Origin of the sequence: Paenibacillus koleovorans NBRC 103111 (genome assembly GCF_004000845.1) — a bacterium.
GTDB classification, from domain to species: domain Bacteria; phylum Bacillota; class Bacilli; order Paenibacillales; family NBRC-103111; genus Paenibacillus_AA; species Paenibacillus_AA koleovorans.
The window spans coordinates 23,645-39,810 of record NZ_BIMA01000045.1 but is presented as its reverse complement, the minus strand read 5'-3'; the positions used below and the strand labels follow the sequence as shown (position 1 = coordinate 39,810).

General features: G+C 50.6%; 16 protein-coding genes. All 16 read right to left on the bottom strand.

The genetic code is table 11. The features are described from left to right. Positions 1-9: 9 nt before the first annotated feature. The 16 genes from PKO02S_RS16390 to PKO02S_RS16315 all read right to left on the bottom strand — a co-directional run bounded on the left by PKO02S_RS16390 (position 10) and on the right by PKO02S_RS16315 (position 16,010). Positions 10-999, bottom strand: a complete 990-nt coding sequence (locus PKO02S_RS16390) for a phytanoyl-CoA dioxygenase family protein (protein WP_164821493.1) — start codon at positions 997-999, stop codon at positions 10-12. Then, positions 926-1,822: a GNAT family N-acetyltransferase gene (locus PKO02S_RS16385; protein ID WP_127584746.1), complete on the bottom strand. Its 897-nt coding sequence runs from the start codon at positions 1,820-1,822 to the stop codon at positions 926-928. Before PKO02S_RS16385 ends, PKO02S_RS16390 begins: the two co-directional genes overlap by 74 nt. Next, on the bottom strand, positions 1,819-2,853 hold the full coding sequence (locus PKO02S_RS16380) for an alpha/beta hydrolase family protein (RefSeq protein WP_127584744.1): 1,035 nt from the start codon (positions 2,851-2,853) through the stop codon (positions 1,819-1,821). Before PKO02S_RS16380 ends, PKO02S_RS16385 begins: the two co-directional genes overlap by 4 nt. Positions 2,854-2,918: 65 nt before the next feature. Next, positions 2,919-3,305: a RidA family protein gene (locus PKO02S_RS16375; protein WP_174819915.1), complete on the bottom strand. Its 387-nt coding sequence runs from the start codon at positions 3,303-3,305 to the stop codon at positions 2,919-2,921. A 46-nt stretch (positions 3,306-3,351) separates the two neighbouring features. Then, positions 3,352-4,152 carry an SDR family NAD(P)-dependent oxidoreductase gene (locus PKO02S_RS16370; RefSeq protein ID WP_127584740.1) on the bottom strand — a complete coding sequence of 267 codons (801 nt, stop codon included), beginning with the start codon at positions 4,150-4,152 and terminating at the stop codon, positions 3,352-3,354. Beyond that, complete coding sequence (locus tag PKO02S_RS16365) at positions 4,149-4,895, bottom strand: SDR family NAD(P)-dependent oxidoreductase (protein ID WP_127584738.1); 747 nt, start codon at positions 4,893-4,895, stop codon at positions 4,149-4,151. The genes PKO02S_RS16370 and PKO02S_RS16365 overlap by 4 nt, the downstream gene beginning before the upstream one ends. Positions 4,896-4,915: 20 nt before the next feature. After that, positions 4,916-6,103: a dihydrolipoamide acetyltransferase family protein gene (locus PKO02S_RS16360; RefSeq protein WP_127584736.1), complete on the bottom strand. Its 1,188-nt coding sequence runs from the start codon at positions 6,101-6,103 to the stop codon at positions 4,916-4,918. Between the two features lie 37 nt (positions 6,104-6,140). Beyond that, positions 6,141-7,112 (bottom strand): alpha-ketoacid dehydrogenase subunit beta, encoded by a 972-nt coding sequence (locus PKO02S_RS16355; RefSeq protein WP_127584734.1) that lies wholly within the window; start codon positions 7,110-7,112, stop codon positions 6,141-6,143. 26 nt (positions 7,113-7,138) lie between these two features. Then, positions 7,139-8,092 carry a thiamine pyrophosphate-dependent dehydrogenase E1 component subunit alpha gene (locus PKO02S_RS16350; protein ID WP_127584731.1) on the bottom strand — a complete coding sequence of 318 codons (954 nt, stop codon included), beginning with the start codon at positions 8,090-8,092 and terminating at the stop codon, positions 7,139-7,141. Next, the gene (locus PKO02S_RS16345) at positions 8,079-8,558 is read right to left on the bottom strand and encodes a VOC family protein (protein WP_127584728.1); all 480 of its coding nucleotides are present in this window, start codon (positions 8,556-8,558) and stop codon (positions 8,079-8,081) included. Before PKO02S_RS16345 ends, PKO02S_RS16350 begins: the two co-directional genes overlap by 14 nt. 27 nt (positions 8,559-8,585) lie before the next feature. Continuing rightward, a complete protein-coding gene (locus PKO02S_RS16340) occupies positions 8,586-9,707 on the bottom strand; it encodes a mandelate racemase/muconate lactonizing enzyme family protein (RefSeq protein WP_127584726.1) in 1,122 nt (373 codons plus the stop codon). Between the two features lie 29 nt (positions 9,708-9,736). Continuing rightward, on the bottom strand, positions 9,737-11,212 hold the full coding sequence (locus tag PKO02S_RS16335; RefSeq protein ID WP_127584724.1) for a hypothetical protein: 1,476 nt from the start codon (positions 11,210-11,212) through the stop codon (positions 9,737-9,739). Beyond that, positions 11,199-12,617, bottom strand: a complete 1,419-nt coding sequence (locus PKO02S_RS16330; RefSeq protein ID WP_127584722.1) for a response regulator transcription factor — start codon at positions 12,615-12,617, stop codon at positions 11,199-11,201. The genes PKO02S_RS16335 and PKO02S_RS16330 overlap by 14 nt, the downstream gene beginning before the upstream one ends. A gap of 18 nt (positions 12,618-12,635) precedes the next feature. After that, entirely contained in the window at positions 12,636-13,466 is an 831-nt protein-coding gene (locus PKO02S_RS16325) for a carbohydrate ABC transporter permease (RefSeq protein WP_127584720.1), read from the bottom strand. Between the two features lie 31 nt (positions 13,467-13,497). Next, the gene (locus PKO02S_RS16320; RefSeq protein WP_246067071.1) at positions 13,498-14,451 is read right to left on the bottom strand and encodes a carbohydrate ABC transporter permease; all 954 of its coding nucleotides are present in this window, start codon (positions 14,449-14,451) and stop codon (positions 13,498-13,500) included. Positions 14,452-14,510: 59 nt separating this feature from the next. Further along, positions 14,511-16,010, bottom strand: coding sequence for an ABC transporter substrate-binding protein (locus PKO02S_RS16315; RefSeq protein ID WP_164821492.1), 1,500 nt, complete (start codon positions 16,008-16,010; stop codon positions 14,511-14,513). Positions 16,011-16,166 lie beyond the last annotated feature (156 nt).

The following is a 16,166-nucleotide window of genomic DNA, read 5'->3' as shown; positions in this document are numbered from 1 at the left end:
AGCTTCACCTCACTCCTTACTGATCCAATCCCCGTTGAAGCCGATATAATCTTTCACCAATGGATAAATCTCAGCCGGGCAATCCGCGATGAATTGGCGAGCCGATTCGGGCACTGGCCAAACCTGCGGAGGTTGATAAGCGATAGGTCGGAAGGACATCGCGCAGGTTAGGCGCACTTCATCCCCGTGATGAGGAAAGACGCCATGAAAGGTGCGTTCGGCAAAAATAATCAAATCCCCCGGGTCTGTGTATAGAGGAATACATTCCGGAAAGTCCATTTCCGTATAGTCCACAGGTGCCGTGCCCTTTCGATAAAACGACTTGCCCCTCTCCGTAAGCTCAAACCCTTCAGGCCCGCTATAATCCAATGTGTGCGAGTCCGGAATAATGGCCAGTCCCCCACGCTCGGGACGAATGCCGTTGAGATAAAACCACATGGAAGAGGCGCCGGTATTGTTCAGAACCGCATTCGCTCGATAAGGATGTTCCAGGGGTTCCCAATCGGTATGCCAGGCCATAGGTCCCGCTCCCGGTTTTTTATAAATGGCTGCGCTGCGGTTGAGCATAATGGGCACATGACGGTTTAACCGATTGGCGATTCGCATGTAGGATTCGTCAGCCATAAATTGCCGCAGCACCGGAGACGCTTCTACGAACGAAGGATGAGTATGGGTATAAGTGTCCGAAGCTTCCGCAGCGGGACCCATTACACGTCTCACCTCCTCCTTGAGCGCTTCCACCTGATCCTCCGTCAGGAAATGTTTCACGATGGCAAAACCATGGGTTTCATTGCACTCGCCAATCTGTTCCACTTCGCTTTTGTCAAATTCGTATCGATAAGGCAATTTTCGGGGCTCCAACTGACTCATATAGCTCTCTCCTTCATCCTTATGAAATGGTTTGAAAATGAAAGTCGGGTTCCTTTTACTTGTCCAATCGCATAACCATGAGCTTCTCTTCATTGTAATTCTCAAAGCCTGCCGCCAATAAAGCTTCAACCGCAGCCTTATTGCTTGCACGGAGGTAGGTGACATTTCGGTCTATCCCTGCTGCTTCCGGCGTCATGACCTTTTCCAGCAGGGCCAGAATAATATCCGGATGGTCCTCCCTCGACGAATCGGCTTCACAATGGTTCAAGTTAACCGAAACCTGCCCCCCCCTCTCGTTGAATTGTTGCCTGAACAGCGCATAACCGATGGCATTTCCCATTCGATCGTAGACGATCAAGGATTGATGGCTCTCCAGGTTAAACCATTGTGTGGTCCAAGAAGAATGCTCGCTGCAATAAAAGGGAAGCCGGCTCACCAGATCTGCTGCTCCTTGATGAAACCGATAGCTTGCAGCTCGTTTGCTTCTGAAGGGGTGGCCTTCATAATCTCCTTTCCGGCGCATGGTGAACAGTCCATCCACTATGGTCAGTCCACAGCTGCTGTAGGAGCGAATGCCGGGATCATTTTTGGCGTTGACCTCCAGCGTGAACGACTCTGCCCCGAATGCTTTCAAACGGCGTATGATTTCAGTGACCAGCTGCTTGCTAAGCCCTCTGCCCCGGAAAGCAGGGTTGACTCCCGTTCCGCCGTTCCACGCGAGTATCCGCCCCTCAATCACTCGAATCCCGACATTCACAAAACCGGCGGGCACTCCGTCAATAAAGGCGGCGATGGACAGCTCGGGATGGATGTATTCCTTGCCCAAGCTGTTTAGCATGGCGAAGGGCGTCCGTGTCATATCGTAGAGATAATGCTGAAACCCGACATTCCACAAGGCCGTGATTTCATCGACCGTACACTGACTCATAGTTCTGATTTCGATCGCATTCATGTCGATTTCTCACCCCTCTCTACTTCCGGAATCAGCCAACGATCCAGAAACCGATAAGCGAGTTCACGCACCTCATCGGGAAAAACATGTCCCGTCGATCCCATCCAATACTCGAATCGCTCTCCTTTCCCCAAAAATACATACAGTCGCTTCAACTGCTCCATGCCTGTGGAAATTTCCTTCCAATGCGGGAACACATGATCCTCCTGCCCGCTCCAGAAGAAGGCGGGGGTCGGTGCGGCCAATGCGGCAATTTCGTTAAGCTCGAAGGGAACTTTGCCTCGCTCCAGATCGGCCGTCAACCGCGGCAGATGATTCATCCTCTCCCCTAATCCCCATCGGTTCGGGCGCGGATCGCCGGCAAATGTACTGAAGCCGCAGCTTACCGCAAAGGCTCGGATCCGCGAATCCAGTCCCGCCAGGAAAAAAGCATTGTAGGCGCCTAACGAATGGCCAATCGCACCGATTCGTCGGGGATCCACCCGTTCCATAGCGCACAGCAGATCCAGACCATATTGGTGATCCGTCACCATTTTGCCGATGGGGCTCCACGTCGGGTATTGCACGCAAAGCTCGGATGTGGCCAGACCTTCCCGTTCCCCCATTTCGGGCGTATCCGGCGCCAATACCACATACCCGCGCTGCACTAATTCCAATCCATACTTGCCTTCGCCAACCACAACATGCTCTTTGCCGGATGGAAATGCAGGATGGAGCGCAAGTATGGCCGGAAAGCCTGAAGCGGGTACTGCGGTGGGCCGCTCTACATAGTCGGCAGGGAGGAGTAAGTAGGCAGACACCCAATCGTCGTAAGCCGTCGAATACCGAATGTGCCGCCGGTAATGGCCCTCCATTTTGACCTCCGACAAAGTTTCACAGGATACCTCCGTTCGTTCCGGCACCCCCCCGATATAATCCAACCACGTCTTAAGCAACGAGCTTCTCGACACCGGCCACTGATCTTGTGAACGCAGGTGTTCAATCAAGCTGGGGGCGCCGTTACGATGCAGATCGGATATAGAATAAGCCATGGCCTGACTCCTTTCATAAATGCTAATGGACTAGCAATTGGCCGCCCCCATTTCGAAGGCTCCCTCTATTCGTCCACCAAGGCGTGAGCCTCAATCTCAACCAGCAAATCCGGATGAATCAACGACCTCACTTCAACCATGGAAGATACGGGGACGACCTCTCCGAAATATTCTCCATGCGCTCTGGCCACTTCTTCGTACCGGGAAATATCCGTCACATAAATCCGTGTCCGGAATACATCGGACAGGCCGGATCCCAGTTGGTTCAGCGCTTCCTCGATGATCTGGCAAATGCGCTTCGTTTGTGCGTAGGCATCGTGAACGCCAACCACCTCTCCGTCCTTCATCGCCGTCGTACCGGATACCTCAACGAGTGAACCGATCCGTATGGCTCGGCAATAGCCCATTGAGGATTCCCATGGTGCGCCTGAATATACTCGTTTACGTTCCATCATCGTATGTCACCTCCTTCGCTGTAATGACCCCGCCATGCCGCTGCTACTGAGCCAAGAATCCGCCGTCTACGGCCAGCAGATGCCCGGTCACCATCGAAGCGGCATCGGAGGCCAGGAAGACGGTCGCCCCGATAATCTCATGCGGCATTCCGTACCTGCCCAGTGGAACGCGACCGATCGTCTTCTCCTTCAGTTCTTCCGCCGAAGGTACCCGTGCAACGCCTTTGTAGAACTGATTCCTGTTGTCGGCCACCTTGCCCATCGGGGTTTCAAACCACGAGGGCATCAACCCGTTGACGGCGATATGGCTAGTTGCCCATTCCACCGCCAACGTTCGGGTAATCTGGACTACCGCCCCCTTGCTCATCGAATAGGCGACCGACTCCGGGAGACCAACTGTAGCGAAGATGGAGGCGACATTGATGATCCGACCTCCCCCCTGCCTGATCATGACTTTGCCCACGGATTGGCAAGCATAGAACAACCCGTTCAGATTAATGTTCAGAATCCGCTCGAACAGCTCCTCAGGGAAGTCTTCGCTGGGACAGCGCTGCGTAATGCCGGCCGCATTGACGAGAATGTCGATTCGTCCGAATTCGGCCACAACCGTGTGTACCATCGCCTGTACAGCGTGCGGGTCCGTGATGTCCGTCAGAAACGGCCTTGCATTGCCGCCCTGCTGCTTGATCTCCCGTATGGCCGACGCCAATCGTTCCGCATTCACATCCACCACGGCCACGACTGCCCCTGCATTCGCTAGCCCTATCGCTTGCTGTTGGCCAAGCCCGCCCGCGCCTCCAACGACAATCGCCGTTTTTCCGGTTAAATCAAAGGGATGTTTCATTGCGCCGTGTATCCTCCATCTACGTATACAATTTGCCCCGTTACACTTGAGGAAGCCCGTGAAGCCAAATAAACCGCTGTTCCAGCCAGCTCATTCGGTTTCGTCATACGACCGGCCGGACTTTTCTCGATCATCACCCGCAGAGGCCCGTCCTCTTCTCGCATCCCGTCATTCCAGGCGGCGATCGCGTTTACCCTCACTCCGCGGGGGAACCACTCGACCCCAAGCGTACGCGTCAGCTGATCCACGCTACCCTTAGAGGCGGCGAAAGCAACCGTTTGAGCAATACCGAGCATGCCCGCGACCGAAGACAAATTAATGATGCTGCCTGATCCTTGCAGGAGCATTTGCTTGCCTACGGCCTGACAGGCATAGAATACTCCCTTGATGTTGATATGGACGGCTTTCTGCCAATCATCGAGTCCCATCTCTGCAGCAGGACCCCGTACATAATGCTCTCTGGCATTCACCAGTATATCGATTTTCCCGTAATCCACCTTGATTGTCTCTACGAGCCAAAGGGCCTGATCTTTCACCGAGGGATCCGCCATCCGACAATCCGGCTTGAACCCAAGCGATCCTAGAACCTCCGCGGCCGATTCCAATGGCCCTCTTGCCGAATCGGCCAAGACCAGCTGTGCACCTGCAGTGCCAAGCGCCTGCGCAATAGCCACCCCCGTCTCCCCGGCCCCGATAACCAAAGCGACCTTTCCCGTTAAATCAAACCCAACTTCGTCATTCATGGCAGCCTCCTATCGGACTATTAAATGAGCCGCAAATCCGCGGATTGCAGACGGTTGACCAAATCGCGCATAAATTCCGCAGCAGGTGCGCCGTCGATCACCCTATGGTCGAAGCTGCCCGTGAGCTGCATCACCGTTCGGACCTCCATCTTTCCTGAGATCGCCATGACCTCTTCACGAACCGCACCCACGGCAAGGATAAGACTTTCCGGAGGATTGACAATGGCTTGGAATTGTTCCACTTCATAAGCACCCAGATTCGATACGGTAACGGTCCCACCCTGTAGATCAGACGCCTTGTGGGTGCGGTTGCGAATGGCATTTACCCGCTCCATTCTCATCGAAGCGATCTCCGCAACGGATAGCTTCTCCGCTTCATGAATAACCGGCACGACCAGTCCGTTGTCGACGGATACCGCAAGTCCTACATGAACATGTTCATGCAAGGCAATATGGCACTCCTCATCCTGTGGGTGTCCGATAAAGGACGCATTCAGCGACGGATGTTCAAGCAAAGTATCCGCCACCGCCTGTATGATGAAATCCGTAAGCGAAAGCTTGATCTGCTTCTTCATCAAACTCGACTGAATGAGTTGTTTGAGGTTCAACAGGGATGTAACATCCACACGGCGGGTAATCGAAAATTGCGGGATCGTCTGGACGCTTTCCAGCATTCGTTTCGCAATTGTTCGGCGCATGGGGGACAATGGAACCTTTCGTCCCGTACCGGCGGTCGCCTTCGGCACAGCGTCAGACGATGGGACCGGAGGGGCAACGTCTGCAGAAGCTTGCTGGGAAGCGGCAAACTCGATATCGCGATGTACGATACGACTGCCCGGTCCGCTTCCTGTCAACGTCCGATAATCGACGCCCAATTCCCGGGCTCTTCTTCGCGCGGACGGGGATGCCGCTACATGGAAGGTTGGCGATTCTTCCCGCTTGGGAGGGGGAGCAGACAGCGGAGCGTTCTCCTTGCCAAGCAAAATCGCAATCGGCGCGCCTACTAAAACCTCTTCACCGGCTTCGACTAGAAAACGTTCGATCACGCCGTCTTCGGGCATCGGAAGCTCTACAACCGCTTTATCGGTTTCAATTTCCGCTATCACGTCATCTTTGGCAATCCATTTCCCAAGCGGGGCGATCCAATGAGCAATCTTCCCTTCATCCATCGTCAGGCTCAGCTTGGGTAAAAGAATCAATTTGGACATCTGAGTGTCACCTCCGAATTCAAGCTGTTAATGCGCATCAAATTTGCGACCTAACCGCCTCCAGAATATCGGAAACCTGGGGAATCGTTTGTTTTTCCAAAGTCCGGTTGTACGGCAGGGGAACATCCTTGGTCGCCACGCGCATAATAGGCGCATCCAGATAGTCGAACGCCTTCTCTTGAAGCAAAGCGCATACCTCCGCCCCCCAGCCGTAAGAACGTGTGGCTTCATGGACGACGACCCCGCGCATCGTCTTGCGGATCGATTCCACTACCGTGAGTTCATCCAGAGGATTCAAGGCTCGCAGATCAATGACCTCAGCGGACAGGCCTTCCTTCTCCAGCTGTTCGGCGGCTTCCAGGCAGAAATCCACCATGCGGGATACGCTGATCAGCGTCACATCCCGACCTTGCCGGATCACTTCCGCTTTTCCCAGCGGGATCACGTAATCTTCTTCCGGCACTGGTCCCTTTTTGTTGTACAGCATTTTATTTTCGATGAATACAACCGGTCCTGGATCGCGAATCGCCGCTTTCAACAAACCTTTCGCATCGTATGGCGTGGACGGAACGACAACCTTCAAACCGGGAATGTGGGCGAACATCGTCTCCAGACTCTGGGAATGCTGAGCGCCATTGCCGCGTCCCGCCCCGCCCTGCGTGCGAATGACCAGCGGGATGCCGGTCTGCCCCCCCGACATATATTTAAGCTTCGCGGCCTGATTCATGATCTGATCCATGGCGACCGCCGTAAAATCCACCCACATGATCTCGATTACGGGAATTAGTCCCGTCATGGCCGCCCCGATGCCGGCGCCGATAAAACCAGCTTCGGATATGGGCGTATCCCGAACCCGCCGTTCGCCGAATGACTCGATCAAATCCTTGGTTACCTTGAAAATGCCGCCGTATTCCCCAATGTCTTCGCCCATCAGGAATACTCGCTCATCCCGGGCCATCTCCTCCCGGAGCGCTTCGTTCAGCGCCTGTGCCATCGTAATCTCACGCATCGCGCATTCCCCCCCGATCCCGAAACTTAATACACATCCGCGTAGATGGCCTCCGGTCCCGGTTCGGGGCTTAAGCGCGCCGATGCCACCGCTTGCTCGAGTTTGGAGGTCAACTCCCGGTCCCATTCGGCCAGCAAGGATTCCGTTGCAAGGCCTTGCTCCAGCAGCTTCCGCTTCAAGCGATCCAGCGGATCCTTGCCGCGCCATGCCGCCACTTCCTCTTTGCTCCGGTACATTTCCGAGTCGCCGAACATATGCCCTTGCAGCCGGTAAGTTTTCGCCTCGATCATCGTCGGTCCTTCCCCCCGTCTGGCTCGTTCCACGGCGGCAGACGTCGTCTCGAACACCGCCTCCACATCGTTGCCGTCGACAATGATCCCGGGCATGCAGAATCCGGCGGCACGTTCGACCAGATCCTTATTTTTGACGGAACGATGGAAGGGCGTCATCTCCGAGTACAAGTTATTCTCGCAGACGAGAATAACAGGCAGGCACCATACGGCCGCCAAGTTCAGCGCTTCCGAAACCGCTCCTTGATTGATCGCTCCATCGCCGAAAAAAGCGACGGACACGCGGTCGATTCCGCTCATCTGGGCAGACAAGGCCGCACCTACGGAAATCGGCACTCCTGCACCTACAATGCCGTTGGCACCTAGAATGCCTGTTTGCACATCCGTGATATGCATCGGACCACCCTTGCCCTTGCAGTACCCATCCACCCGACCCAGCAATTCGGCGAACAGCTTGTAAGGATCCGCCCCTTTCGCCAGATGCTGGCCTCTCCCGCGGTATGTGGTGGTGATATAATCATCGTTGCGCAGCGCGGAACAGACCCCGACCGCCACGGCTTCCTGACCGATATAGGAATGATACGAGCCGCCGATCAACCCTTCTTTATACAGCTCAATCGCCATTTCCTCGAAACGTCTGATCGTACGCATACCGCGGTAAAATCGCTGCAGCTTGTCACCCATGGCCATCACCCTTCTCCGTCTTCGACGAATCCGATTGTTTCCAGACAGCGGCCAGCTCCAGCGTATAGCCGTCAGGATCGTAGAAGTAAACCGCTCCTTTCCCCGCATTCGGACCCTCGCGGATGGCTATGGGAGCCGTCCGGAAGCGGACGCCCGCCTGCTTCAATCTTTCATATTCGGCATGAATGTCATCGGTAATAAAGCAAATATGCGCGCTGCCGACATGGTAGTTCGTCTTGTCCAAATCGATGCCTGCCGGAGCAACATATTGAATCAGTTCCAGCTGAACATTAAATCCGTTCAAATAAGCCACATGCATCTCCGCTTCGGCATACCCTGTAATGTCCTTCAGGTAGTCCGCCGTCAATTGCCTGCGATCCGAAGCCACTTGAAAGCCAAGATGGCGATAAAAGGCTATGGAACGGTCCATCTCCTTGATCGTAAAGGACACATGATGAATGGATTGAATCATGGAAAGCCCGCCTCTCCTTCATTTCCGCTATACAGACATTACCTGGGTCGTATGGGCCTCGATAAAATCAGGATCCAGGACATAACCGAGTCCCGGCGCGTTTGTGGGAACCGCTTCGCCGTCCTTCAACTCATAGCTGCGGCCGGCGATCAGATGGAAGCTGCTGTTTCTCCCGGCTGTCGACACTACCTCGATCAAGCTGCACCCGGGCAAAGCCAACGCCAGATGAATATGGAGCGGAGCGAAATAATGGGGAATCACCGGGAGATTCCAGGCATTGGCCAGGGCTGCGATTTTCCGCCATTCCGAGATGCCTCCGCACAGTGTCGCATCCGCACGAACGATATCCATGCAGCCTTCCTTCATATATTCGAGAAACATCCATCTTCCCGCGATAAACTCGCCCACAGCCAGGGGAGTGGAAGAGGCTTGCCGCAGCCAGGCCAATCCCGCCCGCTGCTCCGGAGGCAGCGGTTCTTCCACGAAAGATAGTCCAGTTGTTTCCCGATCAGCCCTCTCGATCCACCTCAGCACGGCCTTCGGATCGTCCCAAGCCCCATTGGCATCTACACCAAGCTGAATCCCGGCGGGCAGTTGATTGCGTACGGCGATAAAGCGCGCAAGATCCTCTTCCATGGACGCACCGCCCACAACAAGCTTTAGATGTTTGTAGCCCTGATCGACATAATCCAGAAACTCCTTACAAAGCTCTTGGATACCTTTTTCCGCGCTGTAATAACCGCCCGCCATCATGACCGGCACGGAATCCCTATAGCCGCCAAGAACCCGATGAAGCGGCACATTCCATTGTGTCGATTTCAAATCCCATAGGGCAATATCCACCAGACTGAGGGCCCGCATCAAGGCGCCCTGCCTGCCATTCAGGCGAACGCCATAATACATCGTTTCCCATAATCGTTCGATCTGCCCGACAGGTTGGTTCATAAGCAACGGTGCCAGCAGCGAAACGACGATGTCCGCCAAGTTGGCGCCTCTGGTGAAAGCAAGAGCATAGCCTTTCGCTCCGTGATCCGTCGTCAGCTCGACCAGACAGTACTCCCTTTGTTTGACCGCGTAGCCTCCCAGCCAAACCGGATTTTCCAGGGGTACGACGATCTGGCGGGCGGTCACATTTTGGATCGTTTCCATGTGTCAGTCCTCCCAGATAAGCACACACTTTACAGCTTCTCCGCGTTTACTCCCCAAAGTGTCTGTAGCCCAAAAACCACTTGGTCGGCCAATTCCTGGCCACCTGCCGGACCGATCGCGTTGCTTGCCGGAACCGATCCATACCCACCGCCTTTCACAGAGCGCGGACTTGGCACATAAGTACCTCCACCCGTTAATTGAACCAAAAAGGTTTGCAGCGCAGGACTGCGAAGCTTGATTTGAATCCCAAAGTCCAGGTAGTATTCATATGGAATTGTGGCAAAGGCTACTTCTCCCAATCGCAAAATATGCAATTTAGCAGCTACAGTAGAAACGCTTTGTTGCTGCTCATAACGCGCGATCACTCTCTGATTCCATAATATCCGGCGATACACGGCTGATAGCGGAACGTACCATCGCGGCTGCTGACGAAGCTCAGGCTGATTAGCCAGCTTCGTCTTTTCTTGTTCATACTCCAGATGAAGCTTGTCGATCTCCATTTGGGATTGTTGAACATCGGCTGCTGTTATTTGGTTGAGTGCGAGATTGACGGTTCTTACTTGGTGCTGAAGGATGGGATGGTAATCGATCTGCCGGCTGATATACGGTAAAATCTCTTCTAGGGAAGCTACTATCCGATGGGCGATTTCCTCGCGCATCGATCTTCCTTTAAGCTCCAACATCCGCTCGTTCGCTTCCAGATCATAGAGCAACGAAGGACTCAGGTCTCCGGCGGCGCTGCACTGCGGTAATATATACAGATTTTCACCGAATCTTCTCCGAATTTCCAGGCGAGTTTCATGCCAAAAATCCGAACTAACCGTAAAATCATGCATCGTCTCTTGAGAGGGACAAGCAAGGTTCACTATTAAACCGGTCAGCTGGCGATTCACGTCATAAATCGCAGTCAACTGAACGCTGTGGTCTTCATACCCTTCGATATGTCGGAATGAATCGTAGAGAGCCGGATCTCCGTTATACATCGTCGATTTCCCTTCACGATCCACCCATCTGCGATTGCGTCCAACTGCAGCATAACCTAAGCCGAAAGCGATCCCGCCTTGTTGTCGCGATTGCCATGCCCGAACAATGACTTCAACCAACCGAGCGGACAAGAACTTCAAATACTCTTCGACCGGCATTACGTCCAATTCGAGATTCATTCCTCCAATTGAGGAATGATCCGCATCCTTAGCCGGCAGACGATGCTCGGGTGCTGTGTGTGTATGCGTCGCATTGAAAATAACTTGCGTCGGATCAGGAGCATCTGCCTGCCCTTGCAATTGCAAGCGCACTCGATCGCGAAGTGCATCGGGGATATTGATTAAATCACAGCTTACAAAAACGACTTGTTCCGTACCCGATTCCATCGCGCAAGCTGTTGCCGTCAAAGGATCCCTTACACCTTCAGAAAGCCGGGTATACAATTGGCCAGCCAAGAATACAGGCGACAACGGAGTGATGTCAGTTTGAGCCAAGCCTACTTTAAATTCATTCTTGTTCATCCGCATATGTGCTCCTTTCGTTTCGTCTGTATTGTTGCGGCAAGACATGAAATTCCTTTTTAAACAACATGCTGAAATAACGGTAATTGGAATAGCCGACCTCTGCTGACACCTCATGAACCTTCATGGACGTATGCTGGAGCAGATAGCTTGCCCGAAGCATCTTGTTTTTGGTTAAATACTGAATAAAGTTGATACCCGTCTGTTTCTTGAACACTTTACTCAAAACAACAGGGTGAATATGAAATTGCTCTGCAAAACGATCCAAGCTCATGTGCTGGTAATCACTGAAATTTGCAATCATCGCCTGGATCCGATCTACGATCTCGCGATCCGTCAATTTATTGGAATCTGCCAAACTGTACAAAGCGGAAAGACCTTTCCGTACCAAATAGTCCATCCGATTGCGCAGCTCGCTCCATTTCTCGGATGAGTGGACCCAATCTTCCCAGTAAGCTTTATCGGTTTCTTCAATAAAACGCATGTTGCTATTCTGAAAGGCACCATCCAAAGAGCCTAACAGCATAACGCATTCCCGTTGCAGCAATTTAAGTGAAATCTCACCGATATAAGAGGTCCATTGATCGAACAATCTGTGAAATTCGACTAAGTCCGACTTGCCTGATGCTAGGTGGGATACCATTGCATTTCGCAGCATGATGGCGGAAGAAAGACCCGAACGGTGAGATTGTTTCATTCTTATCACGGCCAAATCCCTGGTTTCATCAAAAAAACAGGATGCTGTATAGAGATCTATTTCTTTTCGCAACTGATTAATGAATTGTTGGCAATCGTAAAAACAGTCTGTCTCCGATTCCGTAGAATCAACTAAAACTACGATGCCCTTCATCCCTCTATAGGTTTGAAACTGAATCATGACTTTATCTTTAGAATCCGATTGGTCTTTTCCCATCCGGATTTTTTTCCGCAAGTTCTCATCGGACCAAATCTCGGGATAATCGATGCTTTTGATCTCGATGTTATACCCGGATTGTTCCAGCAGCCTTAGCTCTTGCTGAAGGTTAAGTTTCATCTCACTCAGCAAATCCGTTTGAACCTTTTCAACAATCTTTTTCAGATCCTTGTCGTACACCGGCTTTAGCAAATAATCTTCTACGCCAAGCAATAGCGCTTCACGCGCATATTCGAATTCTCCGTACCCGGTGAGAATGACAAATCGGGTGTGAGGCAGCTTGCCTCTCACTTGCCTCAGCATCTCCAGCCCGTTCAATTCAGGCATGTAAATATCGATAAATACAAGATTGGGCTGAATCAGAAGAAGGCGTTCCAGCGCCTTAAAACCATATTCGACATCAAAAATCAGGTTATCGGAAGATAACAGCGACAGTTTATGAATGATGCTTTCCCGGGTAGACTTCTCATCTTCAACAACACAAATTTTCATGTCGACCTCGATTCTCCGTTAGCCTTTCACGGCGCCTGAAATACCCTCAATGAAATATCGTTGAAAGAAAACGAAAATGGTTAGAACAGGAATCAATGCAATGGACGCAGCCGCTGCAATCCCTGGATAATCTGTAGTTAGATGGTTGGAAAAGTTATACATGCCCACAGACAAGGTCTTCAAATTCGGTGAGCCTAATGTGAAGATTAGAGGGACGAAAAAAGAATTCCAGGCGTTAATGAATTGTACGATGGCGACCGTAGCGATAATCGGCATGGCTAGCGGCAGCATCACCTTGTAATAGGTTTTGATAAACCCACAGCCGTCCATCTCCGCGGAATCCTCCAATTCCTTGGGAATGGCCGCAAAATAAGCTGCAAAAAGCAGGATGAAAACGATGTGAGTGCCTGAGGATTCTACTAAAATGAGCCCCGCCATCGTATTCAAAAGTCCAATCCATTTAATGAATAAGTAGACCGGCAAAATCGTATATCCTTTGGGAACGAATAAGGTGAATACGAATAAACCCATAAGAAACTTTCTTCCAGGAAACTGGACTCTTCCGAGCGAATATCCCATTAAGGAGCTCACAATCACAACCACAACGACGACAGAAACGGAAAGGGTAACGGAATTCATGAAGTACACATTGAAATGTGCGACTTCCCAAGCCCGTTTGTAATTGGCCCATTGCGGGATATCAGGCAACAACTGTAGCCCGCCGGTTAAAAATTCAGAATCGGTTTTTAAGGAGGAGAACATCATCCAAATTAAGGGATATATCCAAATAAGAGCAACGAGAGCCAACAATACATGGATAATTAATACAAGTAACTTATTCATTCTCATATAACAGCAGTCCTTTACTCTTTCTTCATGGTTATACCTTAACGCTATACCGATTGCTAAGCATTTTACCGACAAAAGTCACCAGCAAAGTTACCGCAAAAACCATCATCCCAAAAATGATCCCGGCTGCTGAACCCAGTCCGATTCGAGGAAGGCCTCCTGATTTAAAGACCGTATTATAAATAAATAGATCTGCTGTAGTCGTGGCGAAGAATGGCCCGCCCCCTGTTAATGTGACTACTAAATCGAATACATTAAATCCGCCGATGATGCTAAGCAGCAGGATCACGGCAGCGCCTGGAAGAAGGAGCGGCCAAGTAATGTATCGAAAGGTATTGATCGCATTGCTTCCGTCGATCTTGGCCGCTTCAAACACATCTTGAGGGAGCGATTGCAGGAGAGCCAGCCAATAGACCATTTTTAAACCGAATTGGATCCATGCTCCAATGAGAATCAAGATGACCAGCGCCGTAGATGGATTCACGAACCAATTGACCGCTTGATTCAGGATGCCCAATTTGATTAATATACTATTAACCAAAGAGCCCTCATAGCCGAAAATCAATCGCATTACAACTCCGATAATAGCGGTCGTCGAAATCACCGGTATGAAAAACACCGTCCTGTAAATAGCCTTCCCTTTCATAAACTTCGCATTGAGAAGCATGGCCAATAAAAAGGAACCGGGCATGACGATCACGAGGACGCCACCGATGTACATAAAACTGATCTTAACGGCATCCCAAAACCGTTCATCTGCAATAATCGTTCTAAAATTATCAAGTCCGATGAAATCTTCCAGAGGTCCGAGCCCGTACCAGTCAAAAAATACATAGACATAGCTCATAATAATGGGATATATGGTAAAAAAGAGAAACAATAACAGCTGAGGTACGAGGAAAATATAGGCCCAAATCATTTTTTTGACCTTTAAAGTATGCAGCCTGCCGCTTTTCTTTATAGGTTTTTGCACAGCGATTTGCACTCGAAGCTCGCCTCCATGAAAGAAGGGCGGGTGATGACACCCACCCTTCATGTAAATTGCTACTTGTTCTTATAATCCTCAAACGGTTTCCAGCTCTGGAAGATGAAATCCTTTTTCGCTACAGGAGGATTTTTCTTATTCACGGTCTCAATAGCGGCATCCCATACCTTGTTCGTCTCAGCGTTCACTTTATCAAGAGCCGCTTGCAGATCCGGGATCTGACCTGCCAAATAGCCATAAAACACATTCTCGACCGTAACGGAAGGTTTCTTCGCAGTCGACTCCGTATACACATCAATCAATTTATCATTCGCAATTCTTGGATTCGGCACTATTTTATATATTTTATCGATCATTGGGGTTAACTTGTTGAACATCGGAGACTCATTTTTCACCGTTGCATTCAGAGCGGTAACCGGAGATCTCAGCTTTGCCGATTCCAATCCTTTTTTGTATGTGTCTGCCATGAAAAATTCAAGGAATTTCGTCACTTCTTCCGGATGTTTGGTTTTCTTGTTCACTTGCCAGAAATGATCGCTTGTTTCATTAAAAGCAACATAAAACGGCTTGCCATCCTTCGTCGGTATATTCATTACACCTATAGTGTCTGAAGGATAAAGGGAGGTTGATTCGATATGTCGAAATGCAAAGGCAGCATCTTTACCGTCCAGAAACGGTTGCGTGGTTTCACCGTTTGACATCGTCAGCCAGTTAGGCAAAAACAGCTTTTCGTCATCCAGTTTTTTGAAAAACTTCATGGCATCCACTAATCCAGGATTGTTATATACATATTGACCCGTTTTATAGTTAAAACCGTCTGCAATATCAGGATCTACCGCCGATGACATCGCATTCAAATAGACAAGGTGGAACCACCAATAATCGCTTCTGCCAGATACAGCGATTCCATATTTCGAATTGTTAGCTTCCTTTGTTTTTTTGACCATCTCGATAAATTGATCATAGGATAGTTGTTTGTTTAAATCAGCTTCCGTATACCCCGCTTTGGCAAGCATGGCCTTGTTATAGAAGACCAGAGGTACCGCCGGGCGCGGGTCACGCGTTGGAACGCTATACACCTTGCCCTTCAACGTGGTTACTCCTTCCGTAAATGTGCCTGGTATAAATTCGGCCATTCTTTTCGGAGGAAAGATCTCGTTCAAGTCCTTGAGCAAGTCAAGCTCAACCATCTTTTGCAGGGGAATATTTATTTCATTCAAGAAAAAATCCGGCAAGCTATTGCCTGCAATGGCCGCCTGCATCGATGCTGCATATTGAGCAGCAGGGATATCATTCACTTCGATCGTAATCAAGGGATTGGCTTTCTGAAAATCGGCGATCGTTGATGTGAGCATTTCTTTGTAAATACCGCCCAGTCGATACCAAACCTTGAGCGTGACCGGCTCCTTCGGGCCGCTTGGCGTTGCCGTAGGTTTCGCACTTTCTGAACTTGCCGGACTGCTTGCCTGTGGTTCGTCTTTTGAACTGGAGCATGCTGCCAGGAAAGTACCCAAAACCAAGATGAACACTATCAAAATCAACATCCTTCTTCTTGCCATCCAAATTCCCCTTTTCGTTGTTTTGTGGATTACCTCGTTATAGTACCACCTATATTTAATAGCCATAGTTATAACTTTTTAATAAAATGGTACTACTTTTTTTCACTTCTATTGCTTGTTGAATTCACAATTCTCTCTGTAGTATATTTCTATTGA

Coding starts and splice junctions, on each gene's coding strand:
- PKO02S_RS16385 (WP_127584746.1), bottom strand. CDS start 1,822: ATGAATGCGATCGAAATCAGAACTATGAGTCAGTGTACGGTCGATGAA.
- PKO02S_RS16380 (WP_127584744.1), bottom strand. CDS start 2,853: ATGGCTTATTCTATATCCGATCTGCATCGTAACGGCGCCCCCAGCTTG.
- PKO02S_RS16375 (WP_174819915.1), bottom strand. CDS start 3,305: ATGGAACGTAAACGAGTATATTCAGGCGCACCATGGGAATCCTCAATG.
- PKO02S_RS16370 (WP_127584740.1), bottom strand. CDS start 4,152: ATGAAACATCCCTTTGATTTAACCGGAAAAACGGCGATTGTCGTTGGA.
- PKO02S_RS16365 (WP_127584738.1), bottom strand. CDS start 4,895: ATGAATGACGAAGTTGGGTTTGATTTAACGGGAAAGGTCGCTTTGGTT.
- PKO02S_RS16360 (WP_127584736.1), bottom strand. CDS start 6,103: ATGTCCAAATTGATTCTTTTACCCAAGCTGAGCCTGACGATGGATGAA.
- PKO02S_RS16355 (WP_127584734.1), bottom strand. CDS start 7,112: ATGCGTGAGATTACGATGGCACAGGCGCTGAACGAAGCGCTCCGGGAG.
- PKO02S_RS16350 (WP_127584731.1), bottom strand. CDS start 8,092: ATGGCCATGGGTGACAAGCTGCAGCGATTTTACCGCGGTATGCGTACG.
- PKO02S_RS16345 (WP_127584728.1), bottom strand. CDS start 8,558: ATGATTCAATCCATTCATCATGTGTCCTTTACGATCAAGGAGATGGAC.
- PKO02S_RS16340 (WP_127584726.1), bottom strand. CDS start 9,707: ATGGAAACGATCCAAAATGTGACCGCCCGCCAGATCGTCGTACCCCTG.
- PKO02S_RS16335 (WP_127584724.1), bottom strand. CDS start 11,212: ATGAACAAGAATGAATTTAAAGTAGGCTTGGCTCAAACTGACATCACT.
- PKO02S_RS16330 (WP_127584722.1), bottom strand. CDS start 12,617: ATGAAAATTTGTGTTGTTGAAGATGAGAAGTCTACCCGGGAAAGCATC.
- PKO02S_RS16325 (WP_127584720.1), bottom strand. CDS start 13,466: ATGAGAATGAATAAGTTACTTGTATTAATTATCCATGTATTGTTGGCT.
- PKO02S_RS16315 (WP_164821492.1), bottom strand. CDS start 16,010: ATGGCAAGAAGAAGGATGTTGATTTTGATAGTGTTCATCTTGGTTTTG.